The organism is Paenibacillus tyrphae, from assembly GCF_027925525.1.
Classification (GTDB): Bacteria; Bacillota; Bacilli; order Paenibacillales; family NBRC-103111; genus Paenibacillus_G; species Paenibacillus_G tyrfis_B.
Genome location: NZ_BSDJ01000036.1, coordinates 65,480 through 81,891, shown reverse-complemented (window position 1 = coordinate 81,891; position 16,412 = coordinate 65,480). Strand labels below are relative to the sequence as shown.

Sequence of the window (16,412 nt, the reverse complement as noted above, 5' to 3'; positions counted from 1 at the left end):
ATAGCGGCCGCCTTTGTCTTCGGGAAATGTCCGCTGCTAAGCGGCTTCCAATCAAAATTTCCCGAGGACAACAGCGGTCGGAAGTGGATACCTCACCCCATCGTAACCTCTATAATCCCGTTTGACCACTTTCTCAACAAGCTCACCGGCTCGGATCATTCCGGCCGGCTTTTTGCGCGTTCGGCTTCCATCACCTGGCGGAACGTCTCCATGAACGCGGCGACCGCCTTCGATAAATAACGCCCCTTGCGGTGGGCGATGACGAGGGTACGGGTCGGCCGGTTGGTCAGCCGCAGGTAAGCGGGCGCCAGCTCGTTCCATCCCCTAAGCAGCATATGAGGGATGAAGGCAATACCCATCCCTGCCGCGACGAGCGACTGGACCGTCTCGATATTGCTGCTCTCGAACACGATATTCGGCGTAAATCCGGCGTCGTTGCACAATGCGATCGCGATTTGACGGAAGCCCTGGCCTCTTTTCAGCGCGATGAACGGCTCCTCCTGCAGTTCCGAAATATTGACCGTTTTGTCTCCTCCCTTGGTCAGGCGCGCGGCCAGCGGATGCTGCGGCGGGACGGCCAGTACGATCTCTTCCTCAATGACCGGCTCGTAGTCGAGCGAGTCGTCGATCAGGGGCAGGGAAAGCAGGCTAATGTCGGCTTGCCCGCTCGCCGTCAATTGTTCGAGGTTCGAGGTCGTCTCTTCGACAAGCACGATGTCGATTTCCGGGTAGCGCTCCTGGAAGACGGGCAGGACAAGGGGCAGCACGTGTGCGCCCGTAATCGGGAGGCTGCCCACGACAAGCTTGCCTTTGCGCATTTGGGAGATGTCTTCCATTTCTTGTTTTAACTGCTCGACCATGTCGAGAATTTTTTGCGCTTTTTCTACAAAGCGGGTACCGGCATAGGTGACCTCCACCGAGTTGGTCGTCCGTTGAAACAAAAGTACGCCGAGCTCCTTCTCCAGCTTGGAAAGCTGCTGGCTGAGCGACGGCTGGGCGATATGCAGCTTTTCGGCTGCGCGGGAAAAGTTCTTTTCGATGGCAATTTGCAAAGCGTATTGCAGCTGGCGCAGTTCCATGCGGCTCGGCTCCTTTTATAAAGAATACCTATCAATGCTACGTTAATCGTAACGTATTTATTATAAGAATGAAAGAGCCTCCGAATACTTATTCAAGGAGCGTTCAAATTTTAAATATAAGTCGCACTATAATAATTTTAAAGATTCGATTACTGTGTCCTTAAACCTACCGAGGTCTTTTTGAGCCATCAATCTGAAATATAAACTTCTTAAAAAGCACTTTGTATTTGCCCTTAAGATATCATCATCGGGTAAAATTCCCGAATTCTTTATTACACCTAGGCCGGATATCCATTCCATCGATATATGATCCTCAAGAAGTCCTCGACGGAGAATTGTTGTTACAACCGTAACCAGCCGCTCGTCTTCATTATAAATAAAAGCATGCCTGCCAATGCAAATCTTCTTCTTGATAATATGGAGGATGTCGAGAAGGTCATCGGGCTTTAAAAAAGGCGAGTCCGCAATAGCGGCCAAGGCGTCGGCAGCATGTGCAATAGCATGAGCCCATCCCTTACCAGAGACAAACCCTCTTAAATCTTGCTCAAGTTCTATATATTGCATCAAAGTTCTCTTAATACAATGAATTTCGTTTTCTATTAAAAAGCTTGATCGATTGTGGACTTGAACGGCTAAAGGGACCAATAAAACAGAGAAGGAGCGGGTGAAGACGGTATCTGTTTCTACTTCGCCGATCCCCCAAAAAAGATGCCGCTCGTCAAGACTGAACCGCAATAGACAGCGGAGTTGCTCGAATGTAAATTCATTGTTTTTTGACCATCTGCTTAGCGTGGAATAAATCAGTTTATCGCGAAGTTCAGCATCAATGTCTCCGACGTGATTCATCATTTCTAAAGCTAATTCAAAGGCGGACATTCCAGTAGGTACTTTGTATTGCTCTTGTCTGATCTGCAGAAGCAGAAGTTTTAAAGAGTCTCGGGTTTGCACGATCTATCCTCATTTCGGTCGCTGTCATATCGATGCGAAGGGATTTGATTATGGATAATAGTAACATTATAGGGAAAATAAGAACAGTCTTTTTCCTGAAGTGGAAAGAAGCTGCGCAAACCAGTCGGGATCCTATACTTCGGTCTTGTTTCATAATTAATACCTATGAAGGCTATAGATATTATATCTTGGATCAATGAAGATGGACGTGATACGATAGGTGTCATTAGGAGCATCATTCAGATACCGAGGTGGAACCGATGGCAAAAACAATGTTCGAAAAAATTTGGGACAATCACGTCATTCATTCGGAGCCGGGCAAGCCGAGCATCATTTATATCGACCTTCAACTGGTCCATGAAGTGACTTCGCCGCAAGCGTTCGAAGGCCTTCGCCTAAGCGGCCGCAAGGTTCGTCGTCCGGACTTGACGTTCGCAACGATGGATCACAACGTACCGACCAAGGATCGTTTCAATATCACCGATCCGATTTCCAAGCAGCAGATCGACACGCTCTCCAAAAACTGTGCGGATTTCGGCGTTACCCTGTTTGACCTGGACAGCATCGACCAAGGGGTTGTCCACGTTATGGGACCGGAGCTCGGTTTGACGCATCCCGGCAAAACGATCGTCTGCGGCGACAGCCACACGTCTACGCACGGGGCGTTCGGAGCTTTGGCGTTCGGGATCGGAACGAGCGAAGTGGAGCACGTGCTTGCGACGCAGTGCTTGCAGCAAGCGAAGCCGAAAACGCTGGAAGTGCGCATCAACGGCAAGCTGAAGCCGGGCGTCACGGCGAAGGACTTGATTCTCGGCGTCATTGCGAAATACGGCACGGATTTTGCAACCGGCTATGTAATCGAGTATACGGGCGAATCGATTCGCGGCTTATCCATGGAAGAGCGCATGACCGTGTGCAACATGTCGATCGAAGCGGGTGCAAGAGCAGGCTTGATCGCTCCGGACCAAACGACGTTCGATTACCTTCGCGGACGCGAATATGTGCCGCAAGGCGAGGCGTTCGAGCAAGCGGTAGCGGCGTGGAAGCAGCTGACTACGGATGAGGGAGCGGTGTACGATCGCGTGGTCGATTTCGACGCGGACAGCCTGATTCCGCAAGTCACCTGGGGTACCAGCCCGGGCATGGGTACCGACGTGACGTCCCGCGTGCCGAATCCGGCGGATTTCAGCACGGAGAACGAGCGCAAAGCGGCGGAAAAAGCGATCGAGTACATGGGCTTGACGCCAGGAACGCCGATGACGGACGTTACGATCGATTACGTATTTATCGGTTCCTGTACGAACGGACGGATCGAGGACCTGCGCGCGGCAGCTGCCGTGGCTCAAGGCTACAAAGTATCTCCGAACGTGACGGCGATCGTCGTGCCGGGCTCGGGCCGGGTAAAAATCCAAGCGGAAAAAGAAGGCCTCGATAAAATTTTCATCGAAGCGGGCTTTGAATGGCGCGATGCCGGTTGCAGCATGTGTCTGGCGATGAACCCGGACGTGCTGAAGCCGGGCCAACGCTGCGCTTCGACGTCGAACCGGAACTTTGAAGGCCGTCAAGGACGTGACGGACGTACGCATCTCGTGTCTCCGGCGATGGCAGCTGCGGCAGCGATCGAAGGCCGTTTCACCGACGTGCGCGATTGGAATTTCAAAGTGAAGCAGGAAGCTTAAGAAGATCATTTTATCGAAGCGAGGAGTTAACCGACATGGAAGCTTTTAAACAGCATACCGGCCTGGTCGGTCCGGTGGACCGCGTGAACGTGGACACGGACGCCATTATCCCTAAACAATTTTTGAAACGAATCGAGCGTTCCGGCTTCGGCCAATTTTTGTTCTACGAGTGGCGTTTTGACCTGAATGGGAACACGATTCCGGAGTTCAGCCTGAATCTGCCGCGCTATCAAGGCGCTTCCGTTCTGATTTCCCGCGCCAACTTCGGCTGCGGCTCCTCCCGGGAGCATGCCCCTTGGGCCATTCAGGACTACGGGTTCAAAGTCGTGATCGCGCCGTCGTTCGCCGACATTTTCTACAACAACTGCTTCAAGAACGGCATCCTGCCGATCAAGCTGAGCGAAGAGCAGGTCGAGGAGCTGTTCCAGCGCACCGCAGCGAAAGAAGGCTACAAGTTGACCGTCGATCTGGAGAACAAAAAGATCACCGACGATCAAGGCCTCAGCATCGATTTCGATCTGGATGAGCACCGCCGTCAATTCCTGCTGCTCGGTCTCGACGATATCGGTTTGACGCTGCAGCATGAAGACAAAATCGCGGCATACGAAGCGGCGCACAAAGCGCGTCTCGCGTACAAATAAGCGACGAATAGCCCGGCCCGACTCTCGAAAAAGAGTAAGGTCGGGCTTTTTTTTGATCCGGCCGCATTTTATCATACAATGTTCAAAAACTTTAGACAATTTCCGTGAAAAGTGTGATCTATGTTTTTTCAAACGCCGAAAGCGTTGTGTATAATATCACTGGAAGCATGATGGGAGGGTGACAGAAATGAGTTTTGCTAGAATCGGCGTCGTGGGCGCCGGAACAATGGGTCAAGGTATTGCCGAAATGTTGGCAGCCAAAGGGTTGGAAGTCATGCTGATCGAACGGACGCCTGAAAGGCTGGAACAGGCCTGGGAGCAAATCGAGATCAGCTTGGACAAGCAGCTGGAGAAGTGGGCGATCACTCCCGTTGAGAAAAAATTGATTCTTTCGCGCATCGTGAAAGAAACGTATATTCACCGGTTGGCCGAATGCGACATGGTCATCGAAACCGTTTCGGAAGATCTGGAGATAAAAAAAGAAGTGTTCCGCCAGCTTGACGAGGTATGCCCGCCGTCGACCATCCTCGCCAGCAACACGTCTACGCTCAGCTTGACGGAATTGGCAGCGGAGACGCAATATCCGGAGCGCGTCATCGGCCTTCATTTTTTATATCCGGTATCGAAAATTCATTTGGTGGAAATCATTCGGGCGCTGCAGACGGGAGAGGATGTCTTCCAGACAACCCGGAAATTCGTCGAAGAAACGATTCAAAAACGCGGCATTCAGGTGTATGAATCGCCGGGCTTTGTCACGACGCGGCTGATCTGCGTGCTGATCAACGAAGCGATGCACGCGTTGTCGGAGAGAGTGGCGAGCGCCGACGATATTGATAATGCGATGCGAATCGGCTATGATTTTCATTATGGGCCGCTGGAGATGGCAGACCGCTTCGGCTTGGATTCGATATTGGCCGCAATGGAACGTATGTTCCGTGAATTCGGCGATGTGAAGTATCGGCCGGCGGTGCTGTTGAAGCAGATGGTAAGGGCCGGTCATCTCGGCACGAAGACGGGACAAGGCTTTTTCCGCTACGATAAGGACGGTGACCGCATATGATCGTACTCGTCATTAATGCAGGCAGCTCCTCTCTTAAGTTTCAGCTCTACGAGATGGAGGACGAATCCGTGCTGGCTAAAGGGAAGGTGGAGCGGATCGGAATGGAATCCGCGATCTTGACGTACGAGCCGGAAGGTAAGCAGGACGTGCGCGAAGTCAGTGAAATTTTGGAGCACACGACTGCGATCCGCAAGGTGCTGGACATGCTGGTGCATCCGGTTCACGGAGTGCTCGAATCGGCGCAGCGAATCGACGCGGTGGGCCACCGGGTCGTGCACGGAGGCGAATCGTTTTCCAATTCCGCGCTGGTCAACGAAGAGGTAAAACAGGAGATCAAGCGGCTGTTCGATCTGGCTCCGCTGCACAATCCTGCCCATATGCTCGGGATTCAGGCGGTCGAAGCGAATATGCCGAACGTGCCGCAGGCCGTCGTGTTCGACACGGCGTTTCACCAAACGATGCCGCCGGTGACGTATTTGTACCCGATCCCGATGGTGCTCTATAAGAAGCATAAAATTCGTCGCTACGGATTCCACGGCACCTCGCACGCTTATGTGAGCGAGCGCGCTGCGGCATTCCTCGGACGGCCGCTTCGCGAGCTGAAGCTGGTCACCTGCCACATCGGAAACGGGGCGAGCTGCACCGCGGTGATGGATGGGCGGTCGTACGATACGAGCATGGGGATGACGCCGCTGGAAGGGCTCATGATGGGAACGCGGAGCGGGGATATCGACCCGGCCATCGTCCCGTTTACGATGGGCAAGGAGGATCTGACACTCAGCGAAGTGAACTCGATGCTGAACAAGCACAGCGGACTGCTTGCCATCTCGGGCATCGGCAGCGACATGCGGGAGATTGACGAAGCAAGGCAGACGGGAGACCGTAATGCGGCACTCGCGTTCGACATGTACGAGTACCGGCTGCGCAAATACATCGGCGCTTATGCGGCTGCGATGAACGGGTTGGACGCCATCGTCTTCACGGCGGGAGTCGGGGAAAACTCCGCTTCGCTGCGGGCCGCAGTGTGCCGCAATCTCAGCTTTCTCGGCCTGGAGCTGGACGAAGCGGCGAACGACCGGCGCGGGTCCGATGAACGCGCCATCACGACGCCGGGCTCCCGGGTACAGGTGCTTGTCATCCCGACCAATGAGGAGCTTGTTATCGCCCGGGATACGTACAGGTTGATTTTGGACCGAAATGATGTAAACTAGTGAACGATGGTCAATTTTATAAGTAGGCGGAGGAATGTTCATGAACCGTAACCTGTGTATGATCGGGGATGTGAATAAACATACAGACGAATCGGTGACGATCGGCTGCTGGCTGCATAACATCCGTTCCAGCGGCAAGATCCGTTTCCTGCAACTGCGGGACGGCTCCGGTTTTATACAGGGCGTCGTCGTTAAGAGCGAAGTGCCGGAGCAGGTATGGGAAGATACGGGCAAGCTGACGCAAGAGAGCTCGCTCTACGTCACCGGAACGGTGCGCGAGGATACGCGTAGCAAAGGCGGCTTCGAGCTTACGGTAACCGGCGTCGAAATTATTCAAGTCACTAACGATTATCCGATCACGCCAAAGGAGCACGGAGTCGATTTTCTGATGGATCACCGCCATCTGTGGATCCGTTCGCCGCGTCAGCGGGCGATTCTAGTCATCCGGGCGCAAATTATTCGGGCGATTCAGCAATTTTTTGACGAGCGCAACTTCCATTTGGTCGATCCGCCAATTTTGACTCCATCGTCCTGCGAAGGAACGACGAATTTGTTCCATACGAAATATTTCGACGAGGACGCTTACTTGACGCAGAGCGGCCAGCTGTATATGGAAGCCGCGGCAATGGCGCTGGGGCGGGTATATTCGTTCGGTCCGACTTTCCGGGCGGAGAAATCGAAGACGCGCCGGCATTTGATCGAGTTCTGGATGATCGAACCGGAGATGGCGTTCGTTACGCACGAAGAGAACCTTCAAGTGCAGGAGCAGTTTGTCTCGCACATCGTGCAGTCGGTGCTGCAGAACTGCCGCAAGGAGCTTGAGACGCTTGAGCGCGACACGACGAAGCTGGAGAAGGTCGTGGGGCCGTTCCCGCGCATTACGTACGACGAAGCGGTAAAATTCCTTCAAGAGAACGGTCACGAATTCGAATGGGGCGAGGACTTCGGTGCGCCTCACGAGACTGCCATTGCCGAGAAATATGAGAAGCCGGTATTCATCACGCATTATCCGACGGAGATCAAGGCCTTCTATATGAAGCCGGACCCGAACCGTCCGGAAGTCGTGCTTTGCGCGGACATGATCGCTCCGGAAGGCTACGGGGAAATTATCGGAGGCAGCCAGCGGATCGACGATCCGGAGCTGATGGAAGAACGCTTCCAGCAGCATGAGCTGTCGAAAGAAGCGTACCAGTGGTACCTCGACCTGCGAAAATACGGCTCCGTGCCGCACTCGGGCTTCGGCTTGGGGCTTGAGCGCACGGTCGCTTGGATCTGCGGGCTCGATCACGTTCGCGAGACGATTCCGTTCCCGCGGCTGCTGTACCGCTTGTACCCGTAAGGTCTGCATGCGGAAGTCGTCTCTCGCGAGTCTGTAAGTGGAAAGTAGGTTAGACATGAGACGTAGCGATTACGACGCGAAAGAGCTGCCGTCCGTGCTGCTCGCGGGCTGGCAGGACGGGAACGTCGACGTTCCCTACTGGCTGTTCAAATATTACAAGCAGCTTGGGCTGCTGGAGCCGGACGTGATGCTGATTCTTCATGTCATGGCTTTTAAGCAAAAGGAAAACAAAGACTTTCCGACATTGGAAGAGCTTCAAGCCCGCATGTCGCTGCCGCAGGAGAAAGTGATTGCTGTGCTGCAAAAGCTGATCCGGGAGCAGCTGCTGCGGATCGACGAGATCGAAGATCCCGTTACGGGAGTCCACAGCGAAGTTTATAACTTGCAACCGCTGCTGGAGCGGCTCGCGGAGTGCCGCATCGAAGAGCATCGGGCGGAGCTGGCGGCCAGGAAACAGACCGAGCGGACAAGCAAAGCGGAGCGGAAAGATATTTTTTCGATTTTCGAAAACGAATTTGGCCGCCCGCTCACTCCGATGGAACTGGAATCGATATCCGGGTGGATCGACAAAGATGGCTATCCCGAGGAGCTCATCCTCGCCGGTCTTAAGGAAGCGGTGTTTGCCGGCAAGCTGCATTTCCGGTACATCGACCGGATCTTGTTGGAGTGGCAGCGCAATCGGATTACGACCGTTGAGCAAGCGAAGGAGCACTCGCAGAAATTCCGTTCCCGGTAAGCAGGAACGAAATGGCCCTGCACGCAGAAAACTGCGTGCAGGGCTGTTTTGCGTTATTGGACGGCTTACTGCGCTGGGGGGAATCTGAGCAAGCGATCTGTGCCAAGGGTGTTGCGAACAAGCTTGCTGCTTCCTTCAACTTTTGGGCCCTGACTATAGTACCAGAACTGCTTAGTCAGTCGAAAAACGTGAAAAACATTTTAAAAAACTGTAGTTTTTTTGTAACTTTTTTGTGTTTCGTGGCGTCTATTATATTAGGTGTGACATGATTTTACAGATTTATAGAACGGTTAGAAGGAGGGGCCACATGTTCCAATGGCTGCGCAAACCTAAGAACGAAGCGCAGAATGAAGCGGCAGCCGCCGTGTCAGCCGCTCCGCAGGGGATCGAAACCGCGGCGCCGGAAGCTTCTGCTGACGGGGAAGCTGCTGCGGCAAGCGATGGCGCGAGTGTATTGGTCGATACCAGACCACCCATTGACACGAGTATCCCGCTCCTTACCGTAACGGGAGTGGAGCGTTCATTTCCTGTCGGAGGACAGCAGCTTCATGTGCTTAAGGGAATCAATATGGAGCTATATCCGATGCAGCTCGTTATGCTGAAAGGCCGGTCCGGCTCGGGGAAAACGACCCTGCTTAACATGATCGGCGGTCTGGACCAGCCGAACCGGGGACAAATCATGTTCAAGGAATACCCGTTCCATGAATGCAGTGACGATCAGCGGACGTACATAAGAAGAAAAGAGATTGGTTTTATTTTTCAATCGTTTGCTTTAATGCCTCTTTTGTCTGCCTGGGAAAATGTGGAATTGTCACTGCGCATGGCGAAAGTTCCCCGATCGGAATGGAAGTCCCGCATCACCCATTGCTTGGAGCTGGTGGGCCTCAGCAAGCGGATGCACCATCGTCCGTTCGAGCTGTCGGGCGGGGAGCAGCAGCGTGTCGCTATTGCCAAAGCCATCGCGCACAAGCCCAGTCTGCTGCTTGCCGACGAGCCGACGGCGGAGCTCGATTCGCAAATGGGTGCGCAAGTCATGGCGGTATTCCGGGACATTATCCATACCGAACGCATGACGATTTGCATGACAACGCATGATCCGACAATAATGGAGGTTGCCGACCGTGTATTCGAAATGGTGGATGGAAAATTTATCAGTAGTTAAAAAATCGGGTCGCCCGTTGCTGCTCGTATGCATCGCCGCATCCCTCGCGTTGTCGTCCGGATGCTCGCTGCTGCCAAAGGAGGACGAGGAGGAAGCGCTGCCGGCCATTACCCCGCCCCAGCTGTCCAAAAAACCGGAGTATACGGTTAAAACCGAGACGCTGGTGTTCGACGTTCCTCTCTCCGGGAAGCTGATGTCGACCGTAGAAGAAGATTTATACTTTACGGATGATGCTAACCGGAGGATCAAATCCCTTCCGGTCAAAACCGGAGACAAGGTTGAGCAGGGGCAAGTGATCGCCGAGCTCGATGTCACGGAGCAGGAAAACAAATTGCGGCAGAAGCGGCTGCAGACGCGCCAGGATGAATTGAGTATGATCGAAAAGCTGCGCAAAGCCGACGAGACAGGCCCCGAGCAGCTGGAGCGGGACAAAATCGAATTTGAATTGAAAAAGGAAGAAGTCACCACGCTTGAAAAAACGATTGCCGGCGCCAAGCTGACGGCTCCTTATGCAGGCACGATTATTTCCGTTTACATGAAAAAAGGGGATTCGGCCAAGGCTTACGATGCGGTCGCCACGATCGCGGATCTGTCCCAGCTTACGGTGGCTGCAACCATTAGCGCGGATAGCTTGTCGAAAGTCGCCGTTGGCATGGAGGCTGAAGCGGACATCAACGGTGTAGGCAAGGTCAAAGGCAAAGTATCGAAGCTTCCGAGTCCGAAGGCCGGAAACAATGGCAATGGCGACGGCGGGTTCCCGGGCGGAGGCCAGCAGAAAAAGCCGGATTCGATCGAAAACTACTTGCTGATCCAACTGGACCAATTTCCGGAAGGACTTTCCCACGGAACGCCGCTCGGAGTGAAAATTATTACCCAGCGTAAGGAGAATGCCATAACGGTTCCGCCTGCCGCTCTCCGTTCGTATGCAGGCCGCAATTACGTGCAGGTTGTGGACGATAAAGGCAACAAGCGCGAAGTGGACGTCGAAATCGGACTGCAGACGTCGACGGCTGTAGAGATTGTGAAAGGTCTCACGGCAGGGCAGAAAGTAGTGGGACGCTAATGGCGATGCTCCGGTTTTTATTCCGTAAAATGTGGAACACGCGCTGGCTGACGCTCAGCACGCTCGCCGGCCTCATTATGGCCGTCGCTTTTACGACGAGCATCCCGATGTATTCTGACGGCTCGCTCAAGCGCGTCGTGTCGAAATCGCTGGAGGAGAAGAACAACGGGCTTTCCGCCGGCGCCGTCATGATCCGATTTCAAGCGTCCGGCAACGAAAAAGCCGATCTGAGTGCGCTAAGCGACGTCGACCAATACATAAAGGAAGATTTGCCCAAAGACATCGCGTTTCCGTATGATGCTTACGTGCGGACGTACTCGATTCGCGGCTCGCAGATTACGCCCGAGGATACGGGCAAGGTCGATCCGAGCAAGCGCCGGCAGATGACGCTGATGGCTCAGAACGGCTTGAAGGATCAAGTTGAGCTGACGCAGGGGCAGTGGTTCTCCGAACAGCCGCAGGGCGGAATCATTGAAGCCGTTATTCACGAGGAAGCGATGTTCCGCAACGATCTTCATATCGGCGATGTCTTTACGTATCCGATCAGCGGCGGAAACGGCATTGCCCCGCTCAAAGTGAAAGTGACAGGAACGTTTAAGCCGAAGAATGACACCGATCAATATTGGTATCAAGGCATGGAAGGCCTGCTTACGTCCTTTTTTATGAGCGAAGCCGGTTTTAACGATTATGTGCTGAAGAGCAAAAAAATCCCGCTTAGCTTGGCCAATTGGTATTATGCATTTGATTTGCGGGAAATCAAGACGAGCCAGCTGTCCTCGCTCCAGTCGAAGCTGGAACGCTTGGATATCATTTTGTTCCAAAAGCTCAAAAACACAAGGGTGGATATTTCGTTTATTCCGCTGCTGCAGGAATTTAAGGTGCAGAGCTTGCAGCTGCAAATGCTGCTCTTTACATTGGCGGCGCCGATGATCGCTATGGTGTTCTATTATATCGTCATGAATGCCAGGCAATCGCTCGACCGCCAGCGCACCGTCATTGCGGTGATTCGCAGCCGTGGCGGCAGCACGAATCAAATCATCTGGATTTATTTGCTTGAAGGACTGCTGCTCGGCGCGGTTGCAATGATCATCGGCCCGCTGCTCGGCTGGTTTATGGCGAAGAGCATAGGTTCGTCCAGCGGGTTCCTGACGTTCGTGGACCGCAAGGCGGTACCTGTCGGGGTGTCGACCGAAGCGCTGTTGTACGGCGTGGCTGCAGTCGTAATTGCGCTGATGGCCAGCGTCATTCCGGCCATTGTCTACGCTAAAGCCTCCATCGTCAGCTATAAGCAGAAGCTGGCCAGATCGGATCGAAAACCGTTTTGGCAGCGCTGGTTTTTGGATGTGGTGCTGATCGGTCTGGTGGGCTACGGGTATTACCTGTTCCACGACCGCCAGGATTTATTCAGCCGGACTGGGCTTACGACCGATCAGTTGAGCGTGAACCCGCTGCTGTTTTTTATTCCGGCATTATCGATCATTGCGCTTGGACTGTTTTTCCTGCGCATTTTCCCGTGGCTTCTCCGCTTCGGCAACTGGCTGGGCAAAAGGCTGCTGCCGGTTCCCGTCTACCTGACGCTGACCCAACTCTCACGTTCGTCTACGGCGTACTATCCGCTTATGCTGCTGCTCATTTTGACACTTGGGCTCGGCATTTACAACGCTTCGGCGGCTCGGACGATCGATTTGAACTCGACGGAGCGGGTGCTTTACGCCTACGGCACCGATGTTACCATGAGAGCGGAATGGACTTCCGTATCCGACGATCTGCCGTCAACGTCCAACCCAAACAAGGGCGGGCAAGGTCAAGGACAGGGGCAAGGCGGAGGAAAGAACCCGGGTCAGGGAGGCGGCGGTCAGCCGGGAGGCCCGGGGGAAGGCCCGCCGCCGAAGCTGCGTTTCATTGAGCCTCCGTTCCAAGTGTTTCGGGAGCTGGAAGGCGTCGAGCACGCAGCCCGCGTACTGCAATCGAAGGGGAACGTGGTCGTTTCCGGCAAGTCACTCGGACAAGGCATGCTGATGGGCATCGATAACGCCGATTTCGCCAAGGTGGCCTGGTTCCGCAAAGACTTGTACAAAACGCATCCTTACAACTATTTGAATTTGTTGGGGCAATACGAGCAGGCGGTCATCATTCCGACCTCTTTTGCCGAAAAACATCATATCAAGTCGGGGGATTTGATCAGCATTTCGGTTTCCAGCCAGCCGGTCGAGTTTGTCGTGGTAGCTACCGTGCCTTACTGGCCGAGCCAGTATCCGGATCAGACGCCGTTTTTTATCGCCAACCTCGACTATGTGTACGATCAAGCGCCTGTCGTACCTTACGATGTATGGATGAAAATGAAAGACGGAGCCAAGGTGGCGCCGGTCATTGAAGCGCTCAAAGCCAAAAATATCGGTATTGCGAGCGTCAAAGACGTCCGAAACGAACTGATCACGCAGAAAAAGCACCCGGCGCGCGGCGGCGTGTTCGGCATCTTGAGCCTCGGCTTTCTCGTATCCGTTCTTGTCTCGTTGATCGGCTACATTTTGTACTGGTTTTTCAACTTGTCCAGCCGGGTCGTTCAGTTCGGTGTGCTGCGCGCCATGGGGTTGTCACGACGACAGCTTACGGGCATGCTGCTGCTTGAGCAGCTATTTACAGCCGGCTTGGCCATTGGACTCGGTCTCGGTATCGGCAAACTGACGAGCTACTTGTTCCTGCCGTTCCTGCAAACCGCGGAGAACGTTAAGACGCAGGTGCCTCCGTTCCGCGTTATATTCGATGCGAGAGATACCGATCAGCTGTATGTCGTCATAGCCGTTATGATGCTGACCGGTGCCGGGTTGTTGTTCCTTCACATCAGAAGGCTGCGCGTACACCAGGCCGTGAAGCTGGGAGAGGAGAAATGATGCAGTGATTCATTGCGACGGACTCGTCAAAATATACAAGACCGACGATATCGAGGTCGTTGCGCTTCATGGGCTGAACATTTCCGTCGCCCAAGGGGAAATGATGGCGATCATCGGAAACAGCGGCAGCGGCAAGTCGACGTTATTGAATATTCTGGGGGGGCTGGACCGCCCCTCCGCCGGCCAGGTGCGCGTGGGCGAATGGAACCTGTTGAAAATAACGGACGACGAGCTGGTGCAGTATAAGCGCAAAACCGTCGGCTTCATCTGGCAGAACAATGCGCGCAACCTCGTTCCTTACTTGACAGCGCTTGAGAATGTGGAAATGCCGATGATGCTCAGCGGACAGTACGACCGCGCCTATGCGAAGCAGCTGCTGGAGTGGGTCGGCCTCAAAGAGCGGCTCAACAACAAGCTGCAGCAGCTCTCCGGCGGTGAGCAGCAGCGGGTGGCGATTGCCATTGCGCTCGCGAATCGCCCGTCCTTGCTGTTAGCCGACGAACCGACCGGTTCCGTTGATACGCGGACGTCGGATATGATCATGGACATTTTCCGGCATCTGAATTCCGAGCTTGGCGTGACCATCGTTATCGTAACCCACGATATGGCGCTTGCTGGCAAAGTGGACCGCGTGGTCGCCATTCGCGACGGGATGACGAGCACCGAATTCGTCAAACGCAACCCGAACCTGGACGCCGAAGGCGAGACGGCGGCATCGCACGGATCGATTCACGATGTCCATGAAGAATATGTCGTGCTCGACAGGGCGGGACGGCTTCAAATTCCGAGGGCGTATTTGCAGGCGCTCGGGATCGAAGGAAAGGCATCGATGGAATTCGACGGTGAGAAAATCATTATACGTACGCCGAAGTCGCTGGATTAGCACGTAAGAACGATCGGCTACCGCAAATTTCAAGACGTCAGTGTGAATAACCTTCAGGTTCGCGAGGCGCTGAAGCAATGGCAAAGCGAGGGGGATGCCTTGCTCCTGAAGATGAAAGACAACCCGAATGCGTCTTTCGATCATTAGTCTTTTGTTAAATACTTCCTTGATTTCATACATAGAAACTAATCCGGAGGGATCTTGAGAATGCAAAAATATGTTAAGAAGACGGTGGCAGTATCGCTCTGCGTCGGCTTGATGGCGCCGACACTGGTTGCCTGCACGAAATCCAGCAGCGGGGACAGCAAAACTGAGAAAGTACTTCGGATCGCAACCAGCATGGGATATGGCGGCGACAACGAGTATTTCCGGCAGCAGTTCACCGAATTGTTCGAATTTGCGAATCCGAACATCAAGCTGGAATTCATCTCGACATCGGATGACCGTTACATGTATGGAGGCCGCCCGGATCCGAAGGAAAAGCCGAAAGATCCGATGGATAAGCTAAAGGAAGTCATGACGGGTGACAGTCCGCCCGATGTCGTGATGGTTGGTTACGATCAACTGCCGGAGCTGATCAGCAACAATATGCTGAAGCAGCTTGACCAGGACATCGCGAAGGACAAATTCGATACGTCCGATATCGTTCCTGCGGTCATCGAGGGCATTAAAAAGGCGGGCGACGGCAAAATTTATGCGCTGGCGCCGACCTTCTATTCTTCCGCGCTCATTTATAACAAAAAATTGTTCGATGAAGCCGGAGTTCCGTACCCGACCGACAAGATGACGTGGGATCAAATGTTCGATCTGGCCCGCAGATTGGCGAAAGGGGAAGGGGAAAACCGTAAGTACGGCTTCTCGTTCTCAACGCACAATATGGGTGATGACATTTACTACGCGACAAATATGTATACGGCGCCGCTTGACCTAAAGACCTTCGACGATAAAGGCGAGAAGATGACTGTCGATTCCGATCAATGGGAAAAAGTATGGAAAATGATGTTGCAGCTAAAGACCGAGAAAATTTTGCCTGAGCCGATTGATTTCTCCAAACGGCGCAACCCTGGGACTAATGAAGACTACAACCCGTTCATGGACGACGATTTCATATCCGGCCGTGTAGCGATGTCTGTCATCAGCTACTATCAAATTGGCCAGTACACGAACGTCATGAAAAATGCGGCGAACATCAAAGGCCTCACCCCGTTCGATTGGGATGTCGTTACGCTGCCTGTACATCAAGAAGCGCCGGAATACGGCGGTAACATCAGTCTGGACGGTTTGATGGGGATTAACGCCAAGGCCCAGAACGCCGAGGATGCCTGGAAATTTATCAAGTTTATCAACAGCGAGGAATGGGCCAAGCTGAAAGGCAGCAGCAGCCACAATCTGGTATCGCGTCAAAAGTACATCAAGCCGAAGGAGGGCGCAGAAATCAACATCAAAGCGTTCACGACACTGCTTCCTGCGCCAAGCCGGGACTACAAGATTTATCGTGAAAAACCGGGCTTGTACGAAGTGGAACGCCTTGGCTCCCAAAAATTCCAGCAAGTCGCCCAAAATAAGCTGCAAGTGCGCGATGCGCTCAAGCAATGGCAAACGGAAGGCGATGCGATGCTACAAAAAATTAAAGAGAATCCGAATGCTCAGTTTGATTCGATGATGCAGGGGGGATAAGATGTCCCTTCTCAGCAAGAATGCGGGCAGTACGTTCGGAGCG

Annotated in this window: 13 protein-coding genes; 11 read left to right on the top strand and 2 right to left on the bottom strand. The window is 53.6% G+C overall.

What is annotated here, in order from left to right:
• Window positions 1–155: 155 nt before the first annotated feature.
• Entirely contained in the window at window positions 156–1,079 is a 924-nt protein-coding gene (locus QMG93_RS30065) for a LysR family transcriptional regulator (RefSeq protein WP_281943104.1), read from the bottom strand.
• A 126-nt stretch (window positions 1,080–1,205) separates the two neighbouring features.
• Window positions 1,206–2,027, bottom strand: a complete 822-nt coding sequence (locus QMG93_RS30060) for a DUF2785 domain-containing protein (protein ID WP_281943102.1) — start codon at window positions 2,025–2,027, stop codon at window positions 1,206–1,208.
• Between the two features lie 260 nt (window positions 2,028–2,287).
• Between QMG93_RS30060 and leuC the strand changes: the two genes are divergently transcribed.
• The 11 genes from leuC (at window position 2,288) to QMG93_RS30005 (ending at window position 16,369) form a co-directional block, all read left to right on the top strand.
• Complete coding sequence (gene leuC / locus QMG93_RS30055; protein WP_281943099.1) at window positions 2,288–3,706, top strand: 3-isopropylmalate dehydratase large subunit; 1,419 nt, start codon at window positions 2,288–2,290, stop codon at window positions 3,704–3,706.
• Window positions 3,707–3,741: 35 nt separating this feature from the next.
• A complete protein-coding gene (gene leuD, locus QMG93_RS30050; protein WP_281943097.1) occupies window positions 3,742–4,347 on the top strand; it encodes a 3-isopropylmalate dehydratase small subunit in 606 nt (201 codons plus the stop codon).
• Window positions 4,348–4,534: 187 nt separating this feature from the next.
• Window positions 4,535–5,407, top strand: coding sequence for a 3-hydroxyacyl-CoA dehydrogenase family protein (locus QMG93_RS30045; protein ID WP_281943095.1), 873 nt, complete (start codon window positions 4,535–4,537; stop codon window positions 5,405–5,407).
• Window positions 5,404–6,618: an acetate/propionate family kinase gene (locus tag QMG93_RS30040; protein ID WP_281943093.1), complete on the top strand. Its 1,215-nt coding sequence runs from the start codon at window positions 5,404–5,406 to the stop codon at window positions 6,616–6,618. The genes QMG93_RS30045 and QMG93_RS30040 overlap by 4 nt, the downstream gene beginning before the upstream one ends.
• Window positions 6,619–6,658: 40 nt before the next feature.
• A complete protein-coding gene (asnS, locus tag QMG93_RS30035) occupies window positions 6,659–7,957 on the top strand; it encodes an asparagine--tRNA ligase (protein ID WP_281943091.1) in 1,299 nt (432 codons plus the stop codon).
• Window positions 7,958–8,012: 55 nt separating this feature from the next.
• A complete protein-coding gene (locus QMG93_RS30030) occupies window positions 8,013–8,693 on the top strand; it encodes a DnaD domain-containing protein (protein WP_281943090.1) in 681 nt (226 codons plus the stop codon).
• A 307-nt stretch (window positions 8,694–9,000) separates the two neighbouring features.
• Window positions 9,001–9,855, top strand: a complete 855-nt coding sequence (locus QMG93_RS30025) for an ABC transporter ATP-binding protein (RefSeq protein WP_281943088.1) — start codon at window positions 9,001–9,003, stop codon at window positions 9,853–9,855.
• Window positions 9,815–10,918, top strand: a complete 1,104-nt coding sequence (locus QMG93_RS30020; protein ID WP_309299693.1) for an efflux RND transporter periplasmic adaptor subunit — start codon at window positions 9,815–9,817, stop codon at window positions 10,916–10,918. The genes QMG93_RS30025 and QMG93_RS30020 overlap by 41 nt, the downstream gene beginning before the upstream one ends.
• Window positions 10,918–13,809: an ABC transporter permease gene (locus QMG93_RS30015; protein WP_281943087.1), complete on the top strand. Its 2,892-nt coding sequence runs from the start codon at window positions 10,918–10,920 to the stop codon at window positions 13,807–13,809. The genes QMG93_RS30020 and QMG93_RS30015 overlap by 1 nt, the downstream gene beginning before the upstream one ends.
• 4 nt (window positions 13,810–13,813) lie before the next feature.
• Entirely contained in the window at window positions 13,814–14,692 is an 879-nt protein-coding gene (locus QMG93_RS30010; RefSeq protein ID WP_063184202.1) for an ABC transporter ATP-binding protein, read from the top strand.
• A 207-nt stretch (window positions 14,693–14,899) separates the two neighbouring features.
• On the top strand, window positions 14,900–16,369 hold the full coding sequence (locus QMG93_RS30005; protein WP_281943083.1) for an ABC transporter substrate-binding protein: 1,470 nt from the start codon (window positions 14,900–14,902) through the stop codon (window positions 16,367–16,369).
• The last annotated feature ends 43 nt before the right edge of the window (window positions 16,370–16,412 follow it).

What these genes read in the sequence shown, in the direction of transcription:
- asnS (WP_281943091.1), top strand. Translation starts at nt 6,659, where the DNA reads ATGAACCGTAACCTGTGTATGATCGGGGATGTGAATAAACATACAGAC.
- leuD (WP_281943097.1), top strand. Translation starts at nt 3,742, where the DNA reads ATGGAAGCTTTTAAACAGCATACCGGCCTGGTCGGTCCGGTGGACCGC.
- QMG93_RS30025 (WP_281943088.1), top strand. Translation starts at nt 9,001, where the DNA reads ATGTTCCAATGGCTGCGCAAACCTAAGAACGAAGCGCAGAATGAAGCG.
- leuC (WP_281943099.1), top strand. Translation starts at nt 2,288, where the DNA reads ATGGCAAAAACAATGTTCGAAAAAATTTGGGACAATCACGTCATTCAT.
- QMG93_RS30030 (WP_281943090.1), top strand. Translation starts at nt 8,013, where the DNA reads ATGAGACGTAGCGATTACGACGCGAAAGAGCTGCCGTCCGTGCTGCTC.
- QMG93_RS30065 (WP_281943104.1), bottom strand. Translation starts at nt 1,079, where the DNA reads ATGGAACTGCGCCAGCTGCAATACGCTTTGCAAATTGCCATCGAAAAG.
- QMG93_RS30005 (WP_281943083.1), top strand. Translation starts at nt 14,900, where the DNA reads ATGCAAAAATATGTTAAGAAGACGGTGGCAGTATCGCTCTGCGTCGGC.
- QMG93_RS30045 (WP_281943095.1), top strand. Translation starts at nt 4,535, where the DNA reads ATGAGTTTTGCTAGAATCGGCGTCGTGGGCGCCGGAACAATGGGTCAA.
- QMG93_RS30015 (WP_281943087.1), top strand. Translation starts at nt 10,918, where the DNA reads ATGGCGATGCTCCGGTTTTTATTCCGTAAAATGTGGAACACGCGCTGG.
- QMG93_RS30040 (WP_281943093.1), top strand. Translation starts at nt 5,404, where the DNA reads ATGATCGTACTCGTCATTAATGCAGGCAGCTCCTCTCTTAAGTTTCAG.